The sequence below is a fragment of the Tenggerimyces flavus genome (genome assembly GCF_016907715.1).
Classification (GTDB): domain Bacteria; phylum Actinomycetota; class Actinomycetes; order Propionibacteriales; family Actinopolymorphaceae; genus Tenggerimyces; species Tenggerimyces flavus.
The window spans coordinates 701,136-718,633 of the sequence record NZ_JAFBCM010000001.1; the positions used below are offsets into that span (position 1 = coordinate 701,136).

At 70.3% G+C, this 17,498-nt stretch carries 20 protein-coding genes; 10 read left to right on the forward strand and 10 right to left on the reverse strand.

All coding sequences use genetic code 11. The features are described 5' to 3' along the window. Nucleotides 1–73 precede the first annotated feature (73 nt). The 4 genes from JOD67_RS03450 (at nt 74) to JOD67_RS03465 (ending at nt 2,776) form a co-directional block, all read left to right on the forward strand. Nucleotides 74–784 (forward strand): hypothetical protein, encoded by a 711-nt coding sequence (locus JOD67_RS03450; protein WP_205115049.1) that lies wholly within the window; start codon nt 74–76, stop codon nt 782–784. Continuing rightward, entirely contained in the window at nt 781–1,299 is a 519-nt protein-coding gene (locus JOD67_RS03455; protein ID WP_205115051.1) for a hypothetical protein, read from the forward strand. The genes JOD67_RS03450 and JOD67_RS03455 overlap by 4 nt, the downstream gene beginning before the upstream one ends. Next, nucleotides 1,296–2,132 carry a peptidoglycan-binding domain-containing protein gene (locus JOD67_RS03460; protein ID WP_205115053.1) on the forward strand — a complete coding sequence of 279 codons (837 nt, stop codon included), beginning with the start codon at nt 1,296–1,298 and terminating at the stop codon, nt 2,130–2,132. Before JOD67_RS03455 ends, JOD67_RS03460 begins: the two co-directional genes overlap by 4 nt. Before the next feature lie 131 nt (nt 2,133–2,263). Further along, complete coding sequence (locus tag JOD67_RS03465; RefSeq protein WP_205115055.1) at nt 2,264–2,776, forward strand: hypothetical protein; 513 nt, start codon at nt 2,264–2,266, stop codon at nt 2,774–2,776. Between the two features lie 43 nt (nt 2,777–2,819). On the opposite strand, the gene JOD67_RS03470 is transcribed toward JOD67_RS03465, so the two are convergent. Next, complete coding sequence (locus JOD67_RS03470; protein ID WP_205115057.1) at nt 2,820–3,566, reverse strand: AraC family transcriptional regulator; 747 nt, start codon at nt 3,564–3,566, stop codon at nt 2,820–2,822. Between the two features lie 3 nt (nt 3,567–3,569). Here JOD67_RS03470 and JOD67_RS03475 point away from each other — a divergent pair, with 3 nt between their 5' ends. Further along, nucleotides 3,570–4,775, forward strand: coding sequence for an MFS transporter (locus tag JOD67_RS03475; protein WP_239553705.1), 1,206 nt, complete (start codon nt 3,570–3,572; stop codon nt 4,773–4,775). Here the strand turns inward: JOD67_RS03475 and JOD67_RS03480 are convergent. From JOD67_RS03480 to JOD67_RS03500, 5 genes are all read right to left on the reverse strand, one after another. Further along, entirely contained in the window at nt 4,763–5,218 is a 456-nt protein-coding gene (locus JOD67_RS03480; protein ID WP_205115059.1) for an SRPBCC family protein, read from the reverse strand. The genes JOD67_RS03475 and JOD67_RS03480 overlap by 13 nt on opposite strands. Nucleotides 5,219–5,275: 57 nt before the next feature. Continuing rightward, nucleotides 5,276–6,256 (reverse strand): sigma-70 family RNA polymerase sigma factor, encoded by a 981-nt coding sequence (locus tag JOD67_RS03485; protein ID WP_205115061.1) that lies wholly within the window; start codon nt 6,254–6,256, stop codon nt 5,276–5,278. Between the two features lie 81 nt (nt 6,257–6,337). Then, complete coding sequence (locus JOD67_RS03490) at nt 6,338–6,826, reverse strand: DinB family protein (RefSeq protein WP_205115063.1); 489 nt, start codon at nt 6,824–6,826, stop codon at nt 6,338–6,340. Nucleotides 6,827–6,836: 10 nt separating this feature from the next. Beyond that, entirely contained in the window at nt 6,837–8,099 is a 1,263-nt protein-coding gene (locus JOD67_RS03495) for a cryptochrome/photolyase family protein (RefSeq protein ID WP_205115065.1), read from the reverse strand. Continuing rightward, entirely contained in the window at nt 8,096–8,848 is a 753-nt protein-coding gene (locus JOD67_RS03500; RefSeq protein WP_205115067.1) for a TetR/AcrR family transcriptional regulator, read from the reverse strand. Before JOD67_RS03500 ends, JOD67_RS03495 begins: the two co-directional genes overlap by 4 nt. Nucleotides 8,849–8,956: 108 nt before the next feature. On the opposite strand from JOD67_RS03500, the gene JOD67_RS03505 reads away from it, so the two are divergent. Next, nucleotides 8,957–9,910: an ATP-binding cassette domain-containing protein gene (locus JOD67_RS03505; RefSeq protein ID WP_205115076.1), complete on the forward strand. Its 954-nt coding sequence runs from the start codon at nt 8,957–8,959 to the stop codon at nt 9,908–9,910. A gap of 14 nt (nt 9,911–9,924) precedes the next feature. After that, the gene (locus JOD67_RS03510; RefSeq protein WP_307782259.1) at nt 9,925–10,719 is read left to right on the forward strand and encodes an ABC transporter permease; all 795 of its coding nucleotides are present in this window, start codon (nt 9,925–9,927) and stop codon (nt 10,717–10,719) included. Here JOD67_RS03510 and JOD67_RS03515 read toward each other — a convergent pair. After that, complete coding sequence (locus JOD67_RS03515; protein ID WP_205115078.1) at nt 10,711–11,598, reverse strand: cobalamin-binding protein; 888 nt, start codon at nt 11,596–11,598, stop codon at nt 10,711–10,713. The genes JOD67_RS03510 and JOD67_RS03515 overlap by 9 nt on opposite strands. 112 nt (nt 11,599–11,710) lie before the next feature. After that, complete coding sequence (locus JOD67_RS03520) at nt 11,711–12,688, reverse strand: hypothetical protein (protein WP_205115087.1); 978 nt, start codon at nt 12,686–12,688, stop codon at nt 11,711–11,713. Nucleotides 12,689–12,787: 99 nt separating this feature from the next. On the opposite strand from JOD67_RS03520, the gene JOD67_RS03525 reads away from it, so the two are divergent. Further along, entirely contained in the window at nt 12,788–13,606 is an 819-nt protein-coding gene (locus tag JOD67_RS03525) for a class I SAM-dependent methyltransferase (RefSeq protein WP_205115089.1), read from the forward strand. Here the strand turns inward: JOD67_RS03525 and JOD67_RS03530 are convergent, their stop codons facing one another. Further along, nucleotides 13,607–14,515 carry a helix-turn-helix domain-containing protein gene (locus tag JOD67_RS03530; RefSeq protein ID WP_239553706.1) on the reverse strand — a complete coding sequence of 303 codons (909 nt, stop codon included), beginning with the start codon at nt 14,513–14,515 and terminating at the stop codon, nt 13,607–13,609. 65 nt (nt 14,516–14,580) lie between these two features. On the opposite strand from JOD67_RS03530, the gene JOD67_RS03535 reads away from it, so the two are divergent. Then, nucleotides 14,581–15,189 (forward strand): TrmH family RNA methyltransferase, encoded by a 609-nt coding sequence (locus JOD67_RS03535; RefSeq protein ID WP_205115093.1) that lies wholly within the window; start codon nt 14,581–14,583, stop codon nt 15,187–15,189. Here JOD67_RS03535 and JOD67_RS03540 read toward each other — a convergent pair. Next, a complete protein-coding gene (locus JOD67_RS03540; RefSeq protein ID WP_205115094.1) occupies nt 15,186–15,965 on the reverse strand; it encodes an HAD-IIA family hydrolase in 780 nt (259 codons plus the stop codon). The two genes, JOD67_RS03535 and JOD67_RS03540, sit on opposite strands and share 4 nt — an antisense overlap. Before the next feature lie 180 nt (nt 15,966–16,145). Between JOD67_RS03540 and JOD67_RS03545 the strand changes: the two genes are divergently transcribed. Further along, complete coding sequence (locus JOD67_RS03545) at nt 16,146–17,495, forward strand: FAD-dependent oxidoreductase (RefSeq protein WP_205115095.1); 1,350 nt, start codon at nt 16,146–16,148, stop codon at nt 17,493–17,495. The last annotated feature ends 3 nt before the right edge of the window (nt 17,496–17,498 follow it).

The following is a 17,498-nucleotide window of genomic DNA, read 5'->3' on the forward strand; positions in this document are numbered from 1 at the left end:
TCACCTTCGCAATATATTGACAGCGAACGGTTACGCCCTGGTAGTTAGCTCCGAGCCCGAGAGGCGGTTCGGCATGGCGGCAGTGCACAGGGCGCTGGACGGCGTCCAGTTCCTCCTCGACGGCGAGCTGGACCTCAGCTGCCCGGCGACCTCGGTCGCCGAGGTCATGATCGGTGACCGCCTGCACGAGTTCACCTCCGGCGCGCCCACGCTCGGCCGCGACGTCGCGGCGACCGTCGGGATCGACGCGTTCACCGAGCGGCTCGGTTACCAGGGCGGCACCCTCCACACCGCGACCAAACGGACCTACGACAACCAGGCGATGCTGGTCGAGGAGCTGTTGATCGGTGCCTGGCTGGGCACCAAGCACTCGCTCGTCACCCAGCTACCGCGCGGATCGACGGCGGAGCTGCTCGGCATCCTGCGGGCGCTGAACGTCGCCGAACGTGACGACGGCCTGGTGCTGAGGCCCGACCCCAGAGCCGGCTGCCAGTTCGCCAACCCGGCCACGATCATGAAGGAAGTCCCGGGGCTCGGCTTGCTCGAGCTGTCCACGCCGACGAACGACCGCCGCCGGCAGCTGGCCGGCCTGGACTCCAAGGCGACCGCGAGCGGCGAGCTGTTCGCCGACTGGCTGACCGACGGGAGTCCGTACTTCATCCTCGACGCACCGGGCGTCTGGATGACCGTCGTCCCGCTCGCCGGCAGTGCCGCCGAGAAGATGCCGAGCCTGGTCGAACGGCTCCGAGTCCGAGCTCATGCCAACGGAGGAGTGCGGAGATGACGTTTCTCGCGAGCGCACTGATCCTCAGCTGGGTCGCGATCATCCTGCTCGCGCTGGTCGTCGCCCGTCTCGTTCACCAGGTGCACCGGCTGGAGTCGGGCACCGGTCCACGCCGTCCCGACCGGGTCGGCATCCTGCCTGGCTCGTCGGCGCCTGCCCTTGCCCAGTTGGGGATTCCGGCGGGCGAGCCGGCCGTGCTGCTGTTCCTGAGCGCGATCTGCTCGACCTGCTCGGAGGTCCTCGTCGAGGCGTCGGAACAGGCCGGGCGACCGGGCGTTCCCCTGCTGCACGTGCTGTATGAGGGCGCCGCGCCGACAGCGGGAGACAGGGTCACCGTGCACGAGGGCAAGGCGGACCTGTTCGAGCGGTACGACGCGGTCGCGACGCCGTTCGCCGTCGTCCTGGACCGCTCGGCGAACGTGGTCCGGTCGGAGCCGATCGGGTCGCGAGACGCACTGCGGCGGCTGCTCGTGCAGTCGTTCTCGCACTCCATCCCGCTGGGAGGTTCGCGGTGAGCTGGGCGACGACCCGCCGGCGCGTGCTGCAGGCCGGTACGGCGTTGGGCTTCGCGGCGCTGGGCGTGTTCCCCGCCGCGCGCAAGGCGTACGCGGACGGCTACGACATCTACGACGGCCCCTGTCCGTCGTACGCGTCCTCCCACGACTGCTCGCCGGGCTGCGGCCCGAGCACGGTCTACGCGGACTCGTGCGAGACGAGCGGCGCGAACGCGGGCTTCCACAAGAACGACGGCACGACCTGGACGCTGCGTCCGAACGGCTGCTTCGGCGGCACGTACGACGGCTGGCTGTGGCGGTACGAGGCGGCCTGCGGGGCGTGCGGCTGCTACATCGAGCGGCGCTGCCACGACGGCTACCGGCGGACGTCGTCGGGCTGGGTGCGGTCGATCTGCCGGTTCAACACCGACTGCGGCTGCCCGACCACAGTGACCTGGCCGGACACCGAACGAGGCGAGCGCGGGCCGAACGTGCAGACCGTCCAGCACCTGGTGCCCTACCACGACTACGCGACGAACGTGGACGGGATCTTCGGCGTCGACACCGAGGCCCAGGTGATGGAGTTCCAGACCGCGGAGGGGCTGGCGGCCGACGGCGTGGTCGATGCGGCGACCTGGGCGCTGCTGGTCGTGACCGTCCGCCGGGGCGACTCCGGCGAGGCGGTCCGGGCGGCGCAGCGGCAGCTGAACAAGCTCGGGCTCGTCATCACCGTGGACGGGACGTTCTCCTCGTCGATGGAGACGCTGGTGCGCTCGTTCCAGACGTCGAAGGGGCTGACCGCGGACGGCGTCGTGGGGCAGAACACCTGGCGCATCCTGACGGGATCGGCGTGACCGTTCTGCTGGTGTGGGCTGTTGTCGGTGGGCTCGCGGGCTATGCGTTGTCGGGCTCGGTTTGAACGCGTAACAGCGCGCTCGCGCTGACCTCGCCAGGTGGGCGGGGAGGTGTCTACCAGCACCTGGCGGTGTCGCTGTTCTCGCTCGGGTTGTTGCTCGGCGGGGTCGTGTCGGCGCTGGTGTTGTTCCTGCTGTCGGGGTTGGGCTCGTTCGTTCCACTGACGTGGCGGCACGTTGCTGTGTTGGCGATTGCCGTGGTCGGGGCGTTGCGGGACGCGGGCGTGGTGCGGTTCTGGCTGCCGCAGAACACGCGGCAGGTGCCGCAGGACGTTTTGCAGCGGCATCTGTGGCGGGGGTCGTTGCAGTTCGGCTTCGAGCTGGGGACGGGCGTGCGGACGTACGTGTCGGCGACGGCACCGTACGTCGTGGCGCTGGCGTTGCTGCTGTCGTCGCCGTCGGTGTGGGTGGCTGTGGTGACGGGGCTCGGCTTCGGTCTCGGGCGCGCGGTGACGTTGGTGTCCCGGTACGCGGCGGCGGATCAGCTGCGCTGGGACGGGTGGGTGTCGCGGGTGCTGCCGACGCTGAAGATCGTTGTCTGCTTGGCGATCGGCGCCCTCCTCGCCCTCAGCTGGTTCTCATGAAGGGCACCTTCATACCAACCTATTGAATGAAGGTGCCCTTCATTCAAACGCGGCGGGTGAGGGTGCCGGGCGTGGTGCCGAGGGTGCGGCGGAAGACGTCGATGAACGCGCTCGGGGTGGCCCAGCCACAGCGGGTGGCGACGGTCGTCACGGGCTGGCCTTCGGCGAGCAGGATCAGGGCTTGCTGCAGTCTCAGCTGCGTACGCCACTGCGGGAACGTGAGGCCCAGCTCGGCGCGGAACAGCCGGGACAACGTCCGTTCGCTCGCTCCCACCTCGCCGCCGAGCTCCGCGAGCGGGCGGTTGTCGCCGGGATCTGCTTCCAGCACAGCGCAAACGGCCGCGAGTCGCGGATCGCGCGCAGCCGGCAGGACGATCGGTTGGAGCGGCGACTCGCGCAGCTGGTCCAGCAACACGGCCCGCAGCCTGGTGCGCTCGGGCGTCGACGCGTCCGGCGCCTTCGTGTACGCGACGATCAGCTCGCGCAGCAACGGTCCGACCGCGAGGACCGCCGGCTCGGTCAGCCCGAGCGGGTTCGCGCTGGTCGGGAGGCCGACGAGGTGCAGCTCGGTCCGCCCATACGCGCGGTGCTCGTGTGTCGTCCCCGCCGGGATCCAGATCGCCCGCGTCGCTGGCGCGATCCACCGGCCGCGGTCGGTCGTCAGCGACAGCACCCCGCTCGCCGCGTAGACGAGCTGATGGTCGTCGTGCCGGTGCGGGTCGATCCCCGCCCCGGCGGCCAGCTCGCGCAGGCTCGTAGGTGCGACGGGTTGGTGGCGGGAAATCGACATTGAATGGCAGGTTATCGGAAGCGGGACCGCCCGACCGGCGCGATGCTGGAGAACGTGCGGACCACTGGCCGGCTCCCGACCGGACTCCTCGTGTTCGGCCACGGGAGCGTCGACATCTACCAGGGCATCGTGCCCGTGCTCGTCCCGTTCCTCGTCGCCGAGCGGCAGTACGGCTACGTCCAGGTCGCCGGCTTCGTGCTCGCCGCGACGCTGCTGTCGTCGGTCGTGCAGCCGGCGTTCGGCCTGCTCACCGACCGGTTCGCGCTCCCCGCGCTGGTGCCGCTGGCGATGCTCGCTGCGGGTGCCGGCGTCGCGTTCGTCGGTCTGCACGAGTCGTACGTCGCCGCGCTGGTCGCGGTCGCGATCTCCGGCCTCGGCGTCGCGGCGTTCCATCCGGAGGCGGCGCGGCTCGCGCGTTCAGTGACCGGCGGGACGCACGTCGGCATGAGCTGGTTCTCCCTCGGCGGGAACGTGGGCTTCGCGCTCGCGCCGCTGGTCGCCGCGCCGATCCTGGCGGCCGGCGGGCTGGCCGCGACGCCGTGGCTGCTGGTGCCGGCGGTGCTCGGCGCGGTGGTCATGCTGCCGCTGCTGCGCTCCGGGCCGGTGGCCGGCAAGCGCCGGTCGACGGCGGGCGGTGTCGACGACTGGCCGAGGTTCCGTACGTTGTCGGCGATCATCGTGCTGCGGTCGGTGCTGTACGTGGGGCTGAGCACGTTCCTCAGCCTGTACGTGCAGCAGCGGGTCGGGCCTGGTCACACGGTGAGCGCGGTCGCGCTGTTCCTGCTGTTCGCCGGCGGCGCAGTGGGCACCATCCTCGGCGGCCGGCTGGCGACCCGCTTCGGCCGGGTGCGCACGATGCGCGCGGCGTACGCGGTCGCGGTGGGCGCGGTGATCGGCATCGTGCTCGTGCCGGGTCCGGCGTTGCTGGCGTTCATCGCGGTGGCGGCGATCGCGCTGTACGTCCCGTTCTCGCTGCACATCACGCTGGGCCAGGACTACCTGCCGAACCGCATCGGTACTGCGAGCGGCGTCACCCTCGGCCTCGCCGTCAGCGTCGGCGGCGTCTTCGCCCCGGCGCTCGGCCTGCTCGCGGAGCAGACGTCGCTGCGCTGGATGCTCGCCGCCCTCGTCGTTCTGCCGCTCGGCGCGAGCCTGCTCACGTACCGGCTCAGGGAGCCCGCGCCGTTGGAGACAGCTCAGGCGACGTGAAGGGCCTCGGTGTGCTGACGGACGAGCTCGTCCAGCTCGAGCAGCTCAGCCGAAGGGTCGCCGAGGTGGGCGGCGAGGGCTTCGAGGGCGAGCTGGAGGCGGGCGGCGGTGGTCGGGAGCTCGCCCACGCCGCAGACCAGGTCGGTCAGCACGAGCAGGCAGGTCTCACCCGACGGCGTGAGCTCCCAGCGGTAGACGTTCCGGCCGGCGGTGAAGACGAGCAGGTGGCGAGGCTGGAGGCCGTGGACGCGACCCGTTCCGAGCGACCCGAGCGACACCTCACCGCCGACCACGGGCTCCAGCCGGATCGGCTCGTCGAGCCAGGCGCCGGCCATGATGGCCTGCCAGAGGTCGTCGGCGGACGCGGTGTAGCGGCGTTCCAGGGTCAGCGCGAGGCGCTGGTCCCAGGTGTAGCGAGCGGACGCGGTGGTGGCGAGTGGCACGACGAGACCTCCCGTTCGGTGGGCGACTAGCCGGTAGACCGAACGGGAGGCGGAAACTCATCGGTCGTCGTCGGGATGTTCCGGCAGACCCCACAGCGGGAACAGCTTCGGCTCGAGGAAGTTGGTGATGCCCACCACCTTGCCCTCGTTGATCTCGAGCACCTGGATCGCGAACGGGACGTGCTTGCCGTCAGGCCCCGGCTTCCAGTGCGCGAACGCTGGCGCGCCGTTGACCACCAGCGGCTTCAGCTTCGAGCCCACGCAGCCGATCCCCGGACCGAGCATCCACTTGATCATGTCCTCCGGGCCTTGCAGCCACAGCTCGAACGGCGGCATGTTCTGCGTCGCGTCCTCGTGCAACAGCTTCACGAACCGGTCGACGTCGTACGCCTCGAACGCCGCCATGTACTCCGCCAGCAGCTTCTGCTGATCGTCGTCGAGCGGGTCGTACGACCGTCCCGCGCTCAGCCCGCGCTCGTCCAGCGTCGCCCGCGCCCGCTGTAACGCGCTGTTGACCGAGGCCACGGACGTCTCCAGGAGCGTCGCGACCTCGTCGGCCTTCCAGCGCAGCACCTCGCGCAGGATCACGACGGCGCGTTGCCGGGCCGGGAGGTACTGCAGCGCGGCGACGAACGCGAGCCGGATCGACTCGCGGCCCATCGTGATGTCGGCCGGGTCGGCGGAGATCGGCGTGATCTGGGCGTCCATCATCGGCTCGAGCCAGGTGTCCTCCGGCTGCCGGTGGGCGAGCGACGCCTCGACCGGCTGCCACGCCTGCGACGACAGATCCATCGGCCGCGCGCGGCGCTTGCGGCTCTCGATCATGTCGAGGCAGACGTTCGTGACGATCTTGTACAACCAGGACCGTACGGACGACCGCCCCTCGAAGCTGCTCTGGCTCCGCCAGGCGCGGATCATCGTCTCCTGCACGGCGTCCTCGGCGTCGAACGCCGAGCCCAACATCCGGTAGCAGTAGCCGAGCAGCTCCCCGCGGTACTCGTCCAGACTCAGCTCCGGATTGGCTTCCACCGTGCTCATCGCCCACCTCCCATTTCAATGCCCAGCACACCTTAAGCATCCGACACCGGCCAAGGCGATGAACGCAGCGTGCGGACTTCCTCACTCCCCCGTGGAACCGTCAATGACCTCTCGAAGCAGATCGGCGTGCCCGTTGTGCCGCGCGTACTCCTCGATGAGGTGTCCGTAGAGCCACCGCAGCCCGACACCGTCGCGCACGTCGTCGAGCGAGAGCCCGGCAAGCCTCGCCCGGATCGTGCCGATCTCAGCCTCGTACCGCGCCAGGTCGGCCGCCGGATCGGCGTCCGTGAGGACGAGGTCGCCGTCTGGCTGCTCCTCGGTGCAGTAGATCTCGGCCGGCTGCTCGCCCTCGGCGAACCAGAGAAACCAACCCCGTTCGACCTCGGTCACGTGCCGGACCAGGCCCAGCAGCGACAGGTCGGACGGAGGTACGGCCCGCAGCTTGAGCTGCTCGTCGGTCAGCCCCTCGCACTTCCACAGCAGCGTCGCTCGGTGGAAGTCGAGGAAGCCGTCCAGCGTCGTGCGTTCGTCGCCGACCCGGGGCGGTCGCGGGCGGTCGTCGGGGCTCATGGCGGGGACGCTACCCGCGACTGGGGACAGGATCGATCCGTGGCGGCGGATAGTCGGGCGGCGGGGGCTCGAGCTTCCACGGCTCCTGGACCCCCTTCCCCGAGACCTCGGCGAGCTCCGGCACGTACCGCCGGACGTAGTCCCCGGTCGGGTCGAAGCGGTACGCCTGCCGCAGCGGGTTCAGGACCCGGTTCGGCCTGGTGTCGTTGCCCGTTCCCGCGACCCACTGCCAGTTGCCGGAGTTGTTCGCGACGTCGCCGTCGACCAGCCAGCGCAGGAAGTGCGCGGCGCCGATCCGCCAGTCGACGTTCAGCTGCTTGGTGAGGAACGACGCCACGACCATGCGCGCCCGGTTGTGCATCCAACCCTCGGCGAGGAGCTGCCGCATGCCCGCGTCGACGATCGGCACGCCCGTACGCCCCTGCCGCCACGCCTCGATCGCGTCCTCCTGGCCCGACGCCCACGAGCGCCGCCCCGGGCGGTAGTCGCGCGTCCCGATCGCGGGGAACGCCGAGGTCACCTGGTGGAAGAAGTCCCGCCAGCACAGCTGCCGCACGACCTCGTCCGCCTTCCCGCGCAGCCGGGTCGCCACGGCGAGCGGCGAGACGCAGCCGAAGTGCAGGTACGGGCTCAACCTCGTCGTCTCGTCCGCGGCAAGCGCGTCCCGATCACCCGGGCCGACCCGGGCGAGCAGCCGCTGCCCGACGTCCTCGCCACCGCGCGGCAGCAGAGGCGAGACGTCCGTCGGCCTTGCCGGCAGCCGGCCCACCGCCAGGCCGCCCGGCAGCTGGACGCGGGCCGGCGCCCGCTCGACCGGCCGCCAGCTCGCGCGCTCCCAGGCGCGCCAGTACGGCGTGAACACCCGGTAGTGGTCGCCGCCCGTCGGCCGCAGCTCCCCCGGCGGCACGACCGTGACGCCTGGGTACGTCGCGAACGCCACGTCGGCCGCCGCCAGCCGCGCCTCCCGCCGGCCGGCGTACGCGCTGACGTCGGCGCTCGCGACGATCCGCGAAGCCCCGACCGAAGCGGCGAGCGACAAAGCCTCGGCGACCGGCTCCCCGGAACGGAGGACGAGATCCCCACCCCGGTCGCGCAACTCCGTACGCAGCGACGCGAGGCTGTCGACGAGGAACGCGGTCCGGTTCGGCGAGGCCTCGAGCAGCCGCGGGTCGAGCACGAACAACGGCACCACGTAGTCGTCCCGGCACGCCGCGGCCAGCGCCGGGTTGTCGCGCACCCGCAGGTCCCGGGTGAACAGGACGACCGTCGTCACGCTGACCCTTCGCGGCGCGCGATGTACGCGCCGATGCCGTCGAGGACCACGTTCAGTCCGAAGTCCCAGTCGTCGCCCGAGTCCACGATCTCCCCCGGCTCGACCGTGAAGACGCCCGCCGCGACGACGTTCGCCAACGAGGGCAGCTTCCGCGGGTCGACGACGGCGCCCAGCGCGGTCCCGTAGTCGGTCACGAACTGCGCGCCCTGCTCGGGCAGCTGCGTCCCCAGCCAGACCTCGCCGTGGATGTACATCAGCAGCGACATGACGAGCTGCACCTTCTCGTCCTCCCGCAGCGACGTGTGCGCGAACGTCGACAGCGCGCGGTCGAACCAGGCCAGGTTGTGCGGTCCGATCGGCGGCCCCTTGGTCGGGATCTGCACCCACCAGGCGTGCCTGCGGATCGCGGCGAGAACGCCGTTCGACCAGGTCGTGAGCGCCGCGCGCCAGTCTCGTTCGTCCGGCGGGAACTCCGGCGGCTCCTCGAGTGCCGCGTCCGCCATCAACAGCAGCAGCTCGTCCTTGCTCTTCACGTGCCGGTAGAGCGCCATCGTCGAGTTGCCGAGCTTCTGCGCGACCCGCGCCATCGACACCGCGGCGAGCCCCTCGGCGTCGGCGAGGTCGACGGCCGCCTTGGTGATGTCGTCGACGCTCAGCGTCGGCTTGGGCCCGCGCCTGGTGCTGGACCGCAGCCCCCAGAGCAGCGCGACGTCCTCGGGTAGCTCAGCCGGGTCGGGCTGCTCACTCATCTTTGGGCCTCCACGATCGCTCAGTATGGCCTCTTGCCAATAACTGCGTACCTGCTACGCTAATCAGCGTACCTCATACGCAGTAACCAAGCTCCTCGGGAGGGGCACATGATCGTTGAGGCAACCGGCCTCCAGAAGGCGTTCGGCACGAACCGGGTGCTGGACGGCGTCGACATCCGCGTGCCCGAAGGCACCGTGTACGCGCTGCTCGGCCCGAACGGAGCCGGCAAGACCACCACCATCCGCATCCTGACCACGCTATTGAAGCTCGACGGCGGGACCGCCCACGTCGGCGGGTACGACGTCGTCCGCGAGCCGCTCGCGGTGCGCGGCGTCATCAGCCTGACCGGGCAGAGCGCCGCGGTCGACGACGAGCAGACCGGCCGCGAGAACCTCGTGATGATCGGCCAGCTCATGCACCTCGGCCGCCGCGCCGCGCGAACGCGCGCGGTCGAGCTGATCGAACGGTTCGACCTCGCCGACGCGTTCGACCGGCGCGTGAAGACTTACTCCGGCGGCATGCGCCGGCGGCTCGACCTCGCGATGAGCCTGGTCGGCCGGCCGCGCGTGATCTTCCTCGACGAGCCGACGACCGGGCTCGACCCGGCGAGCCGGACGACGATGTGGGCGGTCGTACGCGATCTCGTCCGCGACGGCACGACGATCCTGCTCACCACGCAGTACCTCGAGGAGGCCGACCGGCTCGCGGACTGGATCGCGTTGATCCACGACGGCAAGGTCGCCGCCGAGGGTACGGCCGACACGCTGAAGGCCGAGGTGGGCGGCGAACGGCTCGAGCTGTGGTTCGACAGCGCCACCGACCTCGCCCGGGCCGCCTCGCTGCTCGGGGCCGCCGCGGCGCCGGCGGGCGGCGACCACGTACTCGCCCTCCCGTCGGACGGCAGCGTGACCCACCTGCATCGCGTCCTCGACACGCTGCGCGCGCACGGCATCGCGGTGTCGCGAGTCTCGTCGCACCGCCCGACGCTCGACGACGTGTTCATGAGCCTGACCGGCAAGAAGCCGGCCCTCGACCCTGAGCTCGAAGCTCAGCCCGCCTGAAGGGACTTCTCGTTGTGAGTACTGAGGTTCTGCCGGTTCGTCATACCGGCTTCGGAAACGCCGTCAACGACACGTTGACGATGATCGGGCGGAGCATCCGACTGACGCGTCGCAACGTCGAGACGCTGCTGATGTCGATCGCGCTGCCCCTGTTGATGATGGCGCTGTTCGTGTACGTGTTCGGCGGCGCGATCGAGACCGGGACCGCGTACATCAACTACGTCGTACCCGGAATCATCTTGCTGTGTGCGGGATTCGGCGCTTCGCAGACCGCTGTGTCCGTGGCGCACGACATGGAGCACGGCATGATCGACCGGCTGCGGTCGATGCCGATCCGCAGCTTCGCGGTGCTGACCGGGCACGTGACGGCCTCGTTGGCGCGCAACTCGCTGGCGACGGCGATCGTCTTCGCGACCGCTGTGTTGATGGGGTTCCGGCCGAACGCGACGGCTCTGGACTGGCTGCTCGCGGTGCTCGTGCTGGCGCTGTACATCTTGGCGTTCTCCTGGCTGGCCGCGGCGATCGGTGTGGCGGCCAAGAGCGTCGAGTCGGCGAGCGCGATGACGTTCTTCATGATGTTCCTGCCGTACCTGTCGAGCGCGTTCGTGCCGACGGACACGATGCCGCTGGTGCTGCGGGTGTTCTCGGAGAACCAGCCGATCACGCCGATCATCGAGACCGTGCGCGGGCTGTTGACGGGCACGCCGATCGGGTCGAGCGGCTGGCTCGCGGTGGCCTGGGCGGGCGGACTGTTCCTGGCGGCGTTCGCCTGGGCAACCTGGCTGTTCCGCCGGAAGACGTCACGCTGAGATGCGTTGGGCCAGGTGCGGGTTCTCGGGGATTCCCGCACCTGGATGCAGGATCGCGGCGAGCGCCTCGATGCCGTCGACGAGGCGCGGGCCGGGTCTGGCGAACGAGGCGTTGGCGTCGACGGCCCACAGCTCTGCCGTTCCTGGTAGCTCGTGCTTGATCGCCTCGGTGAGCTTGGCCGAGCCTGCGAGGTCGTAGCCGCAGGGCGCCCCGACGACGACGGCGGGGCGCTCGTCGCGTACGGCCGCCCAGGTGGTGCGCTCGGAGCGCTTGCCCGCCTGGCCGAGGACGTTCTCGCCGCCGGCGCGGGTGACCATCTCGGGCACCCAGTGGCCGGGGGCGAACGGCGGGTCGGTCCACTCGAGCACGATCGCTCGCGGTCGTTCCCTTCCCTCGACTGCTTGCGCGACTGTCTTGAGGCGGCTGTGCAGGCTGTCGACGAGCTGGTGTGCTGGTGCGGGTTTGCCGACGCGTTCGCCCACTTCGGTGATGGTCGCGAGCACGTCGTCGAGGGTCTGCGGGTCGAGCGTGAGGACGTCGGCGCGGCAGCCGAGGTAGGCGAGCGCGTCGTCGACGACGGACACGTCCACCGCGCAGACGGCGCACAGGTCCTGGGTGACGACGAGGTCGGCGTCGAGGTCGCGGAGGGCGCCCTCGTCCAGGTGGTAGAGGTCCTCGCCGGCGGCCATCCGTTCGCTCACGTGCTGGTCGATCTGCTGCGGGGTGAGGCCCTCGGGGAGCATGCTGGTGGAGACGATCCGCCTGCGTCGTGCCCCCGCCGGGTAGTCGCACTCGAACGTCACGCCGACGACGTGGTCGCCGGCCCCGACCGCGAAGAGGATCTCCGTGGCCGAGGGCAGCAACGACACGATCCGCATGCTGCTCGACGCTACCCCTCTGGCGCCGTAATCATGTACGTGATCGTGAAGCCGTAGCCGTCGTATACGACCAGTTTGGCTTCATGATCACGTACATGATCACCGGGCTGGGTCAGCGGCAGCTCCAGCGGATGGCGAAGACGTTGCTGCCCCAGTCCCAGCCGTACACGTTGTTCGCGTCGTCCAGGTCCACCACGTTGATGCCCTGCTCCGAGCTGGCCGGGAGGTTCCACTCGATGCCCAGCCGGTTGATCAGCACGTCGCGATCGTTCACCCGCCCCTGCACCGAACGGCGCCGGTTGATGTGCAAGAACTGGCCCTCCCCCGGCAGCGACGTGACCTGGCCGGACGCGAGGTCCCAGATCGCCGGAGCACCCTCCAGCTGGCCCGCGGCGACACCGTGGCGGAGGTCGTACGCGTAGACGTACGACGGTTCCTCCGGCGGCAGCAGCTCGTAGCTTTCGCCGCGCCACACGATCGGCCGGCTCTGCACGTCGTTGCCGACCATGCCGAGCACCGTGCCGTCGTCGTCGATCGCGTCCGCCCGCGAGCTGGTGAAGCCGGCCGGGATCGGCAGCACGTCGTAGGAGTTGTCGGCGTGCCAGACGATCGCCCGCTGCACCTCCAGAGCGCGCACGGCGTACAGGCCGGCGATCTCGCCCTTGGCGTTGATCGCCGTCGGCGCCACGTCGGCGGCCTCGGCCGGGACGGGCAGCCGCGTCTTCACCCCGTTCTTCAGCCGCCAGCTGTGCTGGTCCTCGATCCGGTTGTCGTTCCCGACGATCTCGCCGCGACCCGAGACCAGCGAGACGCCCTCTTCCTCCGGGAGCGCTCCGAGATCGGCCGGAACACCACGGTGCCAAAGCAAGATCCGGTTCTCGCTGGTGCCCTTCCGCCAGGTGCCGAGCTGGTAGGCGCCGGCGGGATCGGAGCTCCGCACGTCGGCGTACGTCGCGCCCGCCGGCACCGGCAGGTCGTGCCGCACACACGTCTTCGCCGCCGGCTGCGCAGGCGCGGGTGCGGCCACCGCCGCTGGGATCGATGCTGCTGTCGCGGCGACCGCGGCCGCGATGACGAGAACTGCGCGCATGAAGCGTTCCTCCCCGAGGACCCGATGGGTACTTACGGCCCGGACCGTACTCCGCTTCGCGGCTTTGCGCGACCACGAAGCGGAGTAGCGTGACCGACCGTGGAGCGCGAGAAGATCACCCTGACCGGCGCACCGGCGACGATGCTCGCCACGTTGTACGGGCGGGCGTTGGACAGCAAGCGGCCCAACTCCGTCCTGCACGACAACGAGGCGGCCCGGACGGTCGAGCGGATCGAGTACGACTTCGCTCGGACTCGGATGACACCGACCTCGGCCGTCGGCGTCGCGATCCGCGCCAAGGTGCTCGACGACTGGACGCGGGAGTTCCTCGCCGCGCACCCGTCCGCGAACGTGCTGCACCTCGCCTGCGGGCTCGACACCCGCGTCCACCGGCTGGCTCCTGGCCCGGACGTGCGGTGGTACGACGTCGACTTCCCGGACGTGATCGCGCTGCGGTCTCGGTTGATGACCGCGCCTCCCGGCGACTACCACCTGGTCGCGTCCTCGGTCACCGACTCCGCTTGGCTGGAGGACCTCCCCGCGGACCGGCCGACGGTCGCGGTCTTCGAGGGCCTGTCGATGTACCTCACGCCGGAGGAGGGGCGCAGCCTGATCTCCCGTATCTGTGGACGATTCCCGTCCGGTCAGCTGCTGTTCGACTGCTACGGCTCGTTCGGCATCAAGCTGCAGAAGCTCGTTCCGGCGGTCCGCAACGCGGGCGCGACGCTGCACTGGGGCATCGACGATCCTCGAGAGCTGGAGTCGTTCCATCCCGGCCTGCGTTGTCTGGACGCGTTGCTGAGTGTGGACATGCCCGGCCTGGACAGCCTGCCGCTCTCGGGTCGCGTGAGCCTGAGGATCATGTCGTACCTCCCCGGCCTCCGAGACGTCGGCAAGATCCTGCGCTTCGCGTACTGATCAGCCCGCTGCGCGCTCGGTGATCCAGCGGATCGGGTCACCGCCGTCGAGATCGTCCAGCCCGGCATCGTGCAACGCTCCCGCGACGAGGGTGCGACGGTGCGGGCCGAACGTGAGAACGTGGGCGATCACAGCGCCGAACGTGTAGACCTCCGGCCGCTCCCCCGGGCAGACGACGGCCTCGTCAAGCCGACCTTGCGCGCACACCGTGCGGACCTGCTCGAGGAACGCCGGGCCGACCGCGCCGAGCCGTCGTTGCAGCTGTGCGACGGTTTCACCTTGTGGGACAGGGAGATCCTGCGCCCGTCCCTCGATCGCCGCACCCCACATGTCCAGCTGGCCGACGAGGCGCGAGAGCAACGTACGTACCGTCGGCTCGTTGTCGATGCCCTCCACCGACAGCTCTATGCGCGCGTCGAGCTGATCGTCGCTCATTCTCTCCGCCTGTGTCAGCATCTCGCCGACGGCCCAGACGTGGTGCTCCACCATCGTGACGAGAACGTCCATCGAGCTCACCTTCTGCTGGGCGGGCAGCCGCAGGCTGTCCGGCGGGTGGAAGTGCACGCGGTTCGGGTCGCCGAGGGGCAACCGCGTGGGCTGCTGGCGCCAGCTGGCGGGCGGCGACCCGTACGCCCGTGCGAACGCCCGGGTGAACGCCTCGTGGCTGGAGTAGCCCGCCTCGACGCCGACCTCGAGCACCGAGCGGTCCGTGCTCAGCAGCCGGTACGCGGCGCGTTCCAGCAGGATCCGGCGCCGCATCCGCTCGGGCGGCTCGCCCGCGCTCGCCGCGATCACCCGGGCGAAGTGGGACGGCGACAGGTACAGCCGCTTCGCGAGGTCGGCGCTGGTCGCCTCGTGTTCGTCCAGGGCAACCGCAAGTACCTCGGCGTACGCGGCGAGCGGGTCCATGGGCACATCGTGCATCAGCGACGGCCTGGCTGGCTTGATCGTGCTTGCTCGTTAGTCTCCGCAGCATGGACGAGCTGGAGGTCGGCGTCGGGCCGTGGTCAGGACCGTGGCCGGACGATCCGCGCTACGACCCGGAGCTGTTGGCGAACGGTGACCGGCGGAACGTCGTCGACCAGTACCGCTACTGGCGGCGCGATGCCGTCATCGCCGACCTCGACCTGCGGCGGCACGACTTCCACATCGCGATCGAGAACTGGCAGCATGACTTCAACATCGGCTCGGTCGTCCGTACGGCGAACGCGTTCCTCGCCCGCGAGGTGCACATCGTCGGCCGTCGGCGGTGGAACCGGCGCGGGGCGATGGTGACGGACCGGTACCAACACGTTCGCCACCATCCCGACGCCGCGGCGCTCGTCTCGTGGGCGCGTGGCGAGGATCTGCCGGTGCTCGGCATCGACAACCTGCCAGGCTCGGTCCCGCTCGAGTCAGCCGACCTGCCCCGGCGGTGCGTGCTGGTCTTCGGGCAGGAGGGTCCGGGCCTGTCCGAGCCCGTGCGCGCGGCGTGCGAGCGAGTGCTGTCGATCGCCCAGTACGGCTCCACCCGTTCGATCAACGCCGGCGCGGCGGCCGCGATCGCCATGCACACCTGGATCCGCCAGCACGCGGTCGGCTAAAGGTCGTCGATGAGATCCGCGACGGAGTCGACGACGCGGGACGGGCGGTAGGGGAACCGGTCGATCTCGTGCTGCTGCGTCACGCCGGTCAGCACGAGCACGGTGGTGAGGCCGGCCTCGATGCCGGAGATCACGTCGGTGTCCATGCGGTCGCCGATCATCGCGGTGCTCTCCGAATGCGCCTCGAGCTGGTTGAGCGCGCTGCGCATCATGAGCGGGTTCGGCTTGCCGACGAAGTACGGCTCGACGCCGGTCGCCTTCGTGATCAGCGCCGCGACGGCGCCGCACGCGGGGAGCGGTCCCTCGGGCGAGGGGCCGATCGGGTCGGGGTTCGTCGCGATGAACCGCGCGCCGCCTCCGACCAGCCTGATCGCGGTCGTGATCGCGGAGAAGCTGTACGTGCGGGTCTCGCCGAGCACGACGTAGTCGGGGTCGTTGTCTGTGAGGATGTACCCGACGGCGTGCAGCGCGGTCGTCAGCCCAACCTCGCCGATCGTGAACGCCGAGCCGCCCGGCTTCTGGTTGGCGAGGAACTTCGCGGTCGCGAGCGCGGAGGTCCAGATCGACTCCTCGGGGATGTCGAGGCCGCCCGCGAGCAGCCTCGCCCGGAGGTCGCGCGGGGTGTAGATGGAGTTGTTGGTGAGAACGAGGAACCGCCGCCCGAGCTCCTTGAGCCTGCGCACGAACTCCGCGGCACCCGGCACCGGCCGCCCCTCGTGCACGAGCACGCCGTCCATGTCGGCGAGCCAGCACTCGATCGCCTTCTGCTCAGCCATGCGGCCCACGGTAGCGGTCTGAGGTGTCCCTCCGGTGGCAACGAGACCGCCAACAGCACCCCGCGACCAGCCCCTCCCACGCCACCCCCCCGGGTGATCATGAACGTGATCATGAAGCCGAACCGGTCATATACGCCGGGTTTGCCTTCATGATCACGTGGTGGTGGCAGGCTGGGCGGCATGGGTGAGCGACTGCTGGTGATCGGTGGGGACGCGGCGGGGATGTCGGCCGCCAGTCAGGCGAAGCGGCTGCGGGGCGACGACCTCGAGGTGATCGTGGTCGAGCGCGGCCGCTTCACGTCGTACTCCGCGTGCGGCATCCCGTACTGGGTCGCCGGCGACGTCACCGAACGGGACAAGCTCATTGCCCGCTCGCCGGAGAAGCACCGGCAGAACGGGATCGACGTCCGCCTGGGCACCGAAGCCGTCGCGATCGACGTGGCCGCGCGCAAGGTGGAGGTGCGGCACGGCGGGACGTCGGAGCAGCTCGGCTTCGACCAGTTGCTGATCGCGACCGGCGCGACGCCGCTGCGGCCGCCGGTTCCCGGCGTGGACGCCAAGGGCGTGTACGGCGTACAAACGCTCGCCGATGGTGAGGATTTGCTAGACAGACTTGCGAATTCTCCGCGCCGCGCGGTGGTGGTCGGCGCCGGGTACATCGGCATCGAGATGGCCGAGGCGCTTGTCAGGCGCAAGTTGACAGTGACGGTGATCGACCGCGCCGAACAGCCGATGACCACGCTCGACCCCGACCTCGGGAAGCTCGTCCACGAAGCCATGGAGGGCATGGGCATCGATGTCGTCACGGGCACATCGGTCGACGCGTTCGAGACCACCTCCGCCGGCGAGGTCCGCGCGGTCGTCGCCGGCGGCACGACGTACGAGACGGATCTGGTCGTCCTCGGCGCCGGCGTACGCCCGAACTCCTCCCTCGCCGCCGAGGCTGGGCTGCCGCTCGGCGCGAGCAAGGCGATCCGCGTCGACGAGCGGCAGGTCGTGCGCGACCACGAGGGCATCTGGTCCGCCGGCGACTGCGTCGAGACGTACGACAGGGTGTCCGGCCGGTACGTGCACGTGCCGCTCGGCACGCACGCGAACAAGCAGGGCCGCGTGGCTGGTACGAACCTCGGCGGCGGCTCGGCGACGTTCCCGGGCATCGTGAAGACCGCGGTGAGCAAGGTGTGCGACCTCGAAGTCGGGCGGACCGGGCTGCTCGAGGCGGACGCGCGCGGGGCCGGGCTGTCGTACGAGGCGGTGACGGTGGAGTCGACGACGCGGGCGGGGTACTTCCCGGGCGCGGCGCCGATCACGGTGAAGCTGCTCGCCGAACGCGGCACCGGGCGGCTGCTCGGCGCACAGCTGGTGGGGCGGGAGGGTTCGGCGAAGCGGATCGACATCTGCGCGATGGCGTTGTGGAACGCGATGACGGTGGCGGACCTGGCGATGGTCGACCTGTCGTACGCGCCGCCGTTCTCACCGGTCTGGGACCCAGTGCTGATCGCCGCGCGCAAGGCCGCGGAGGTGGTCTAGATT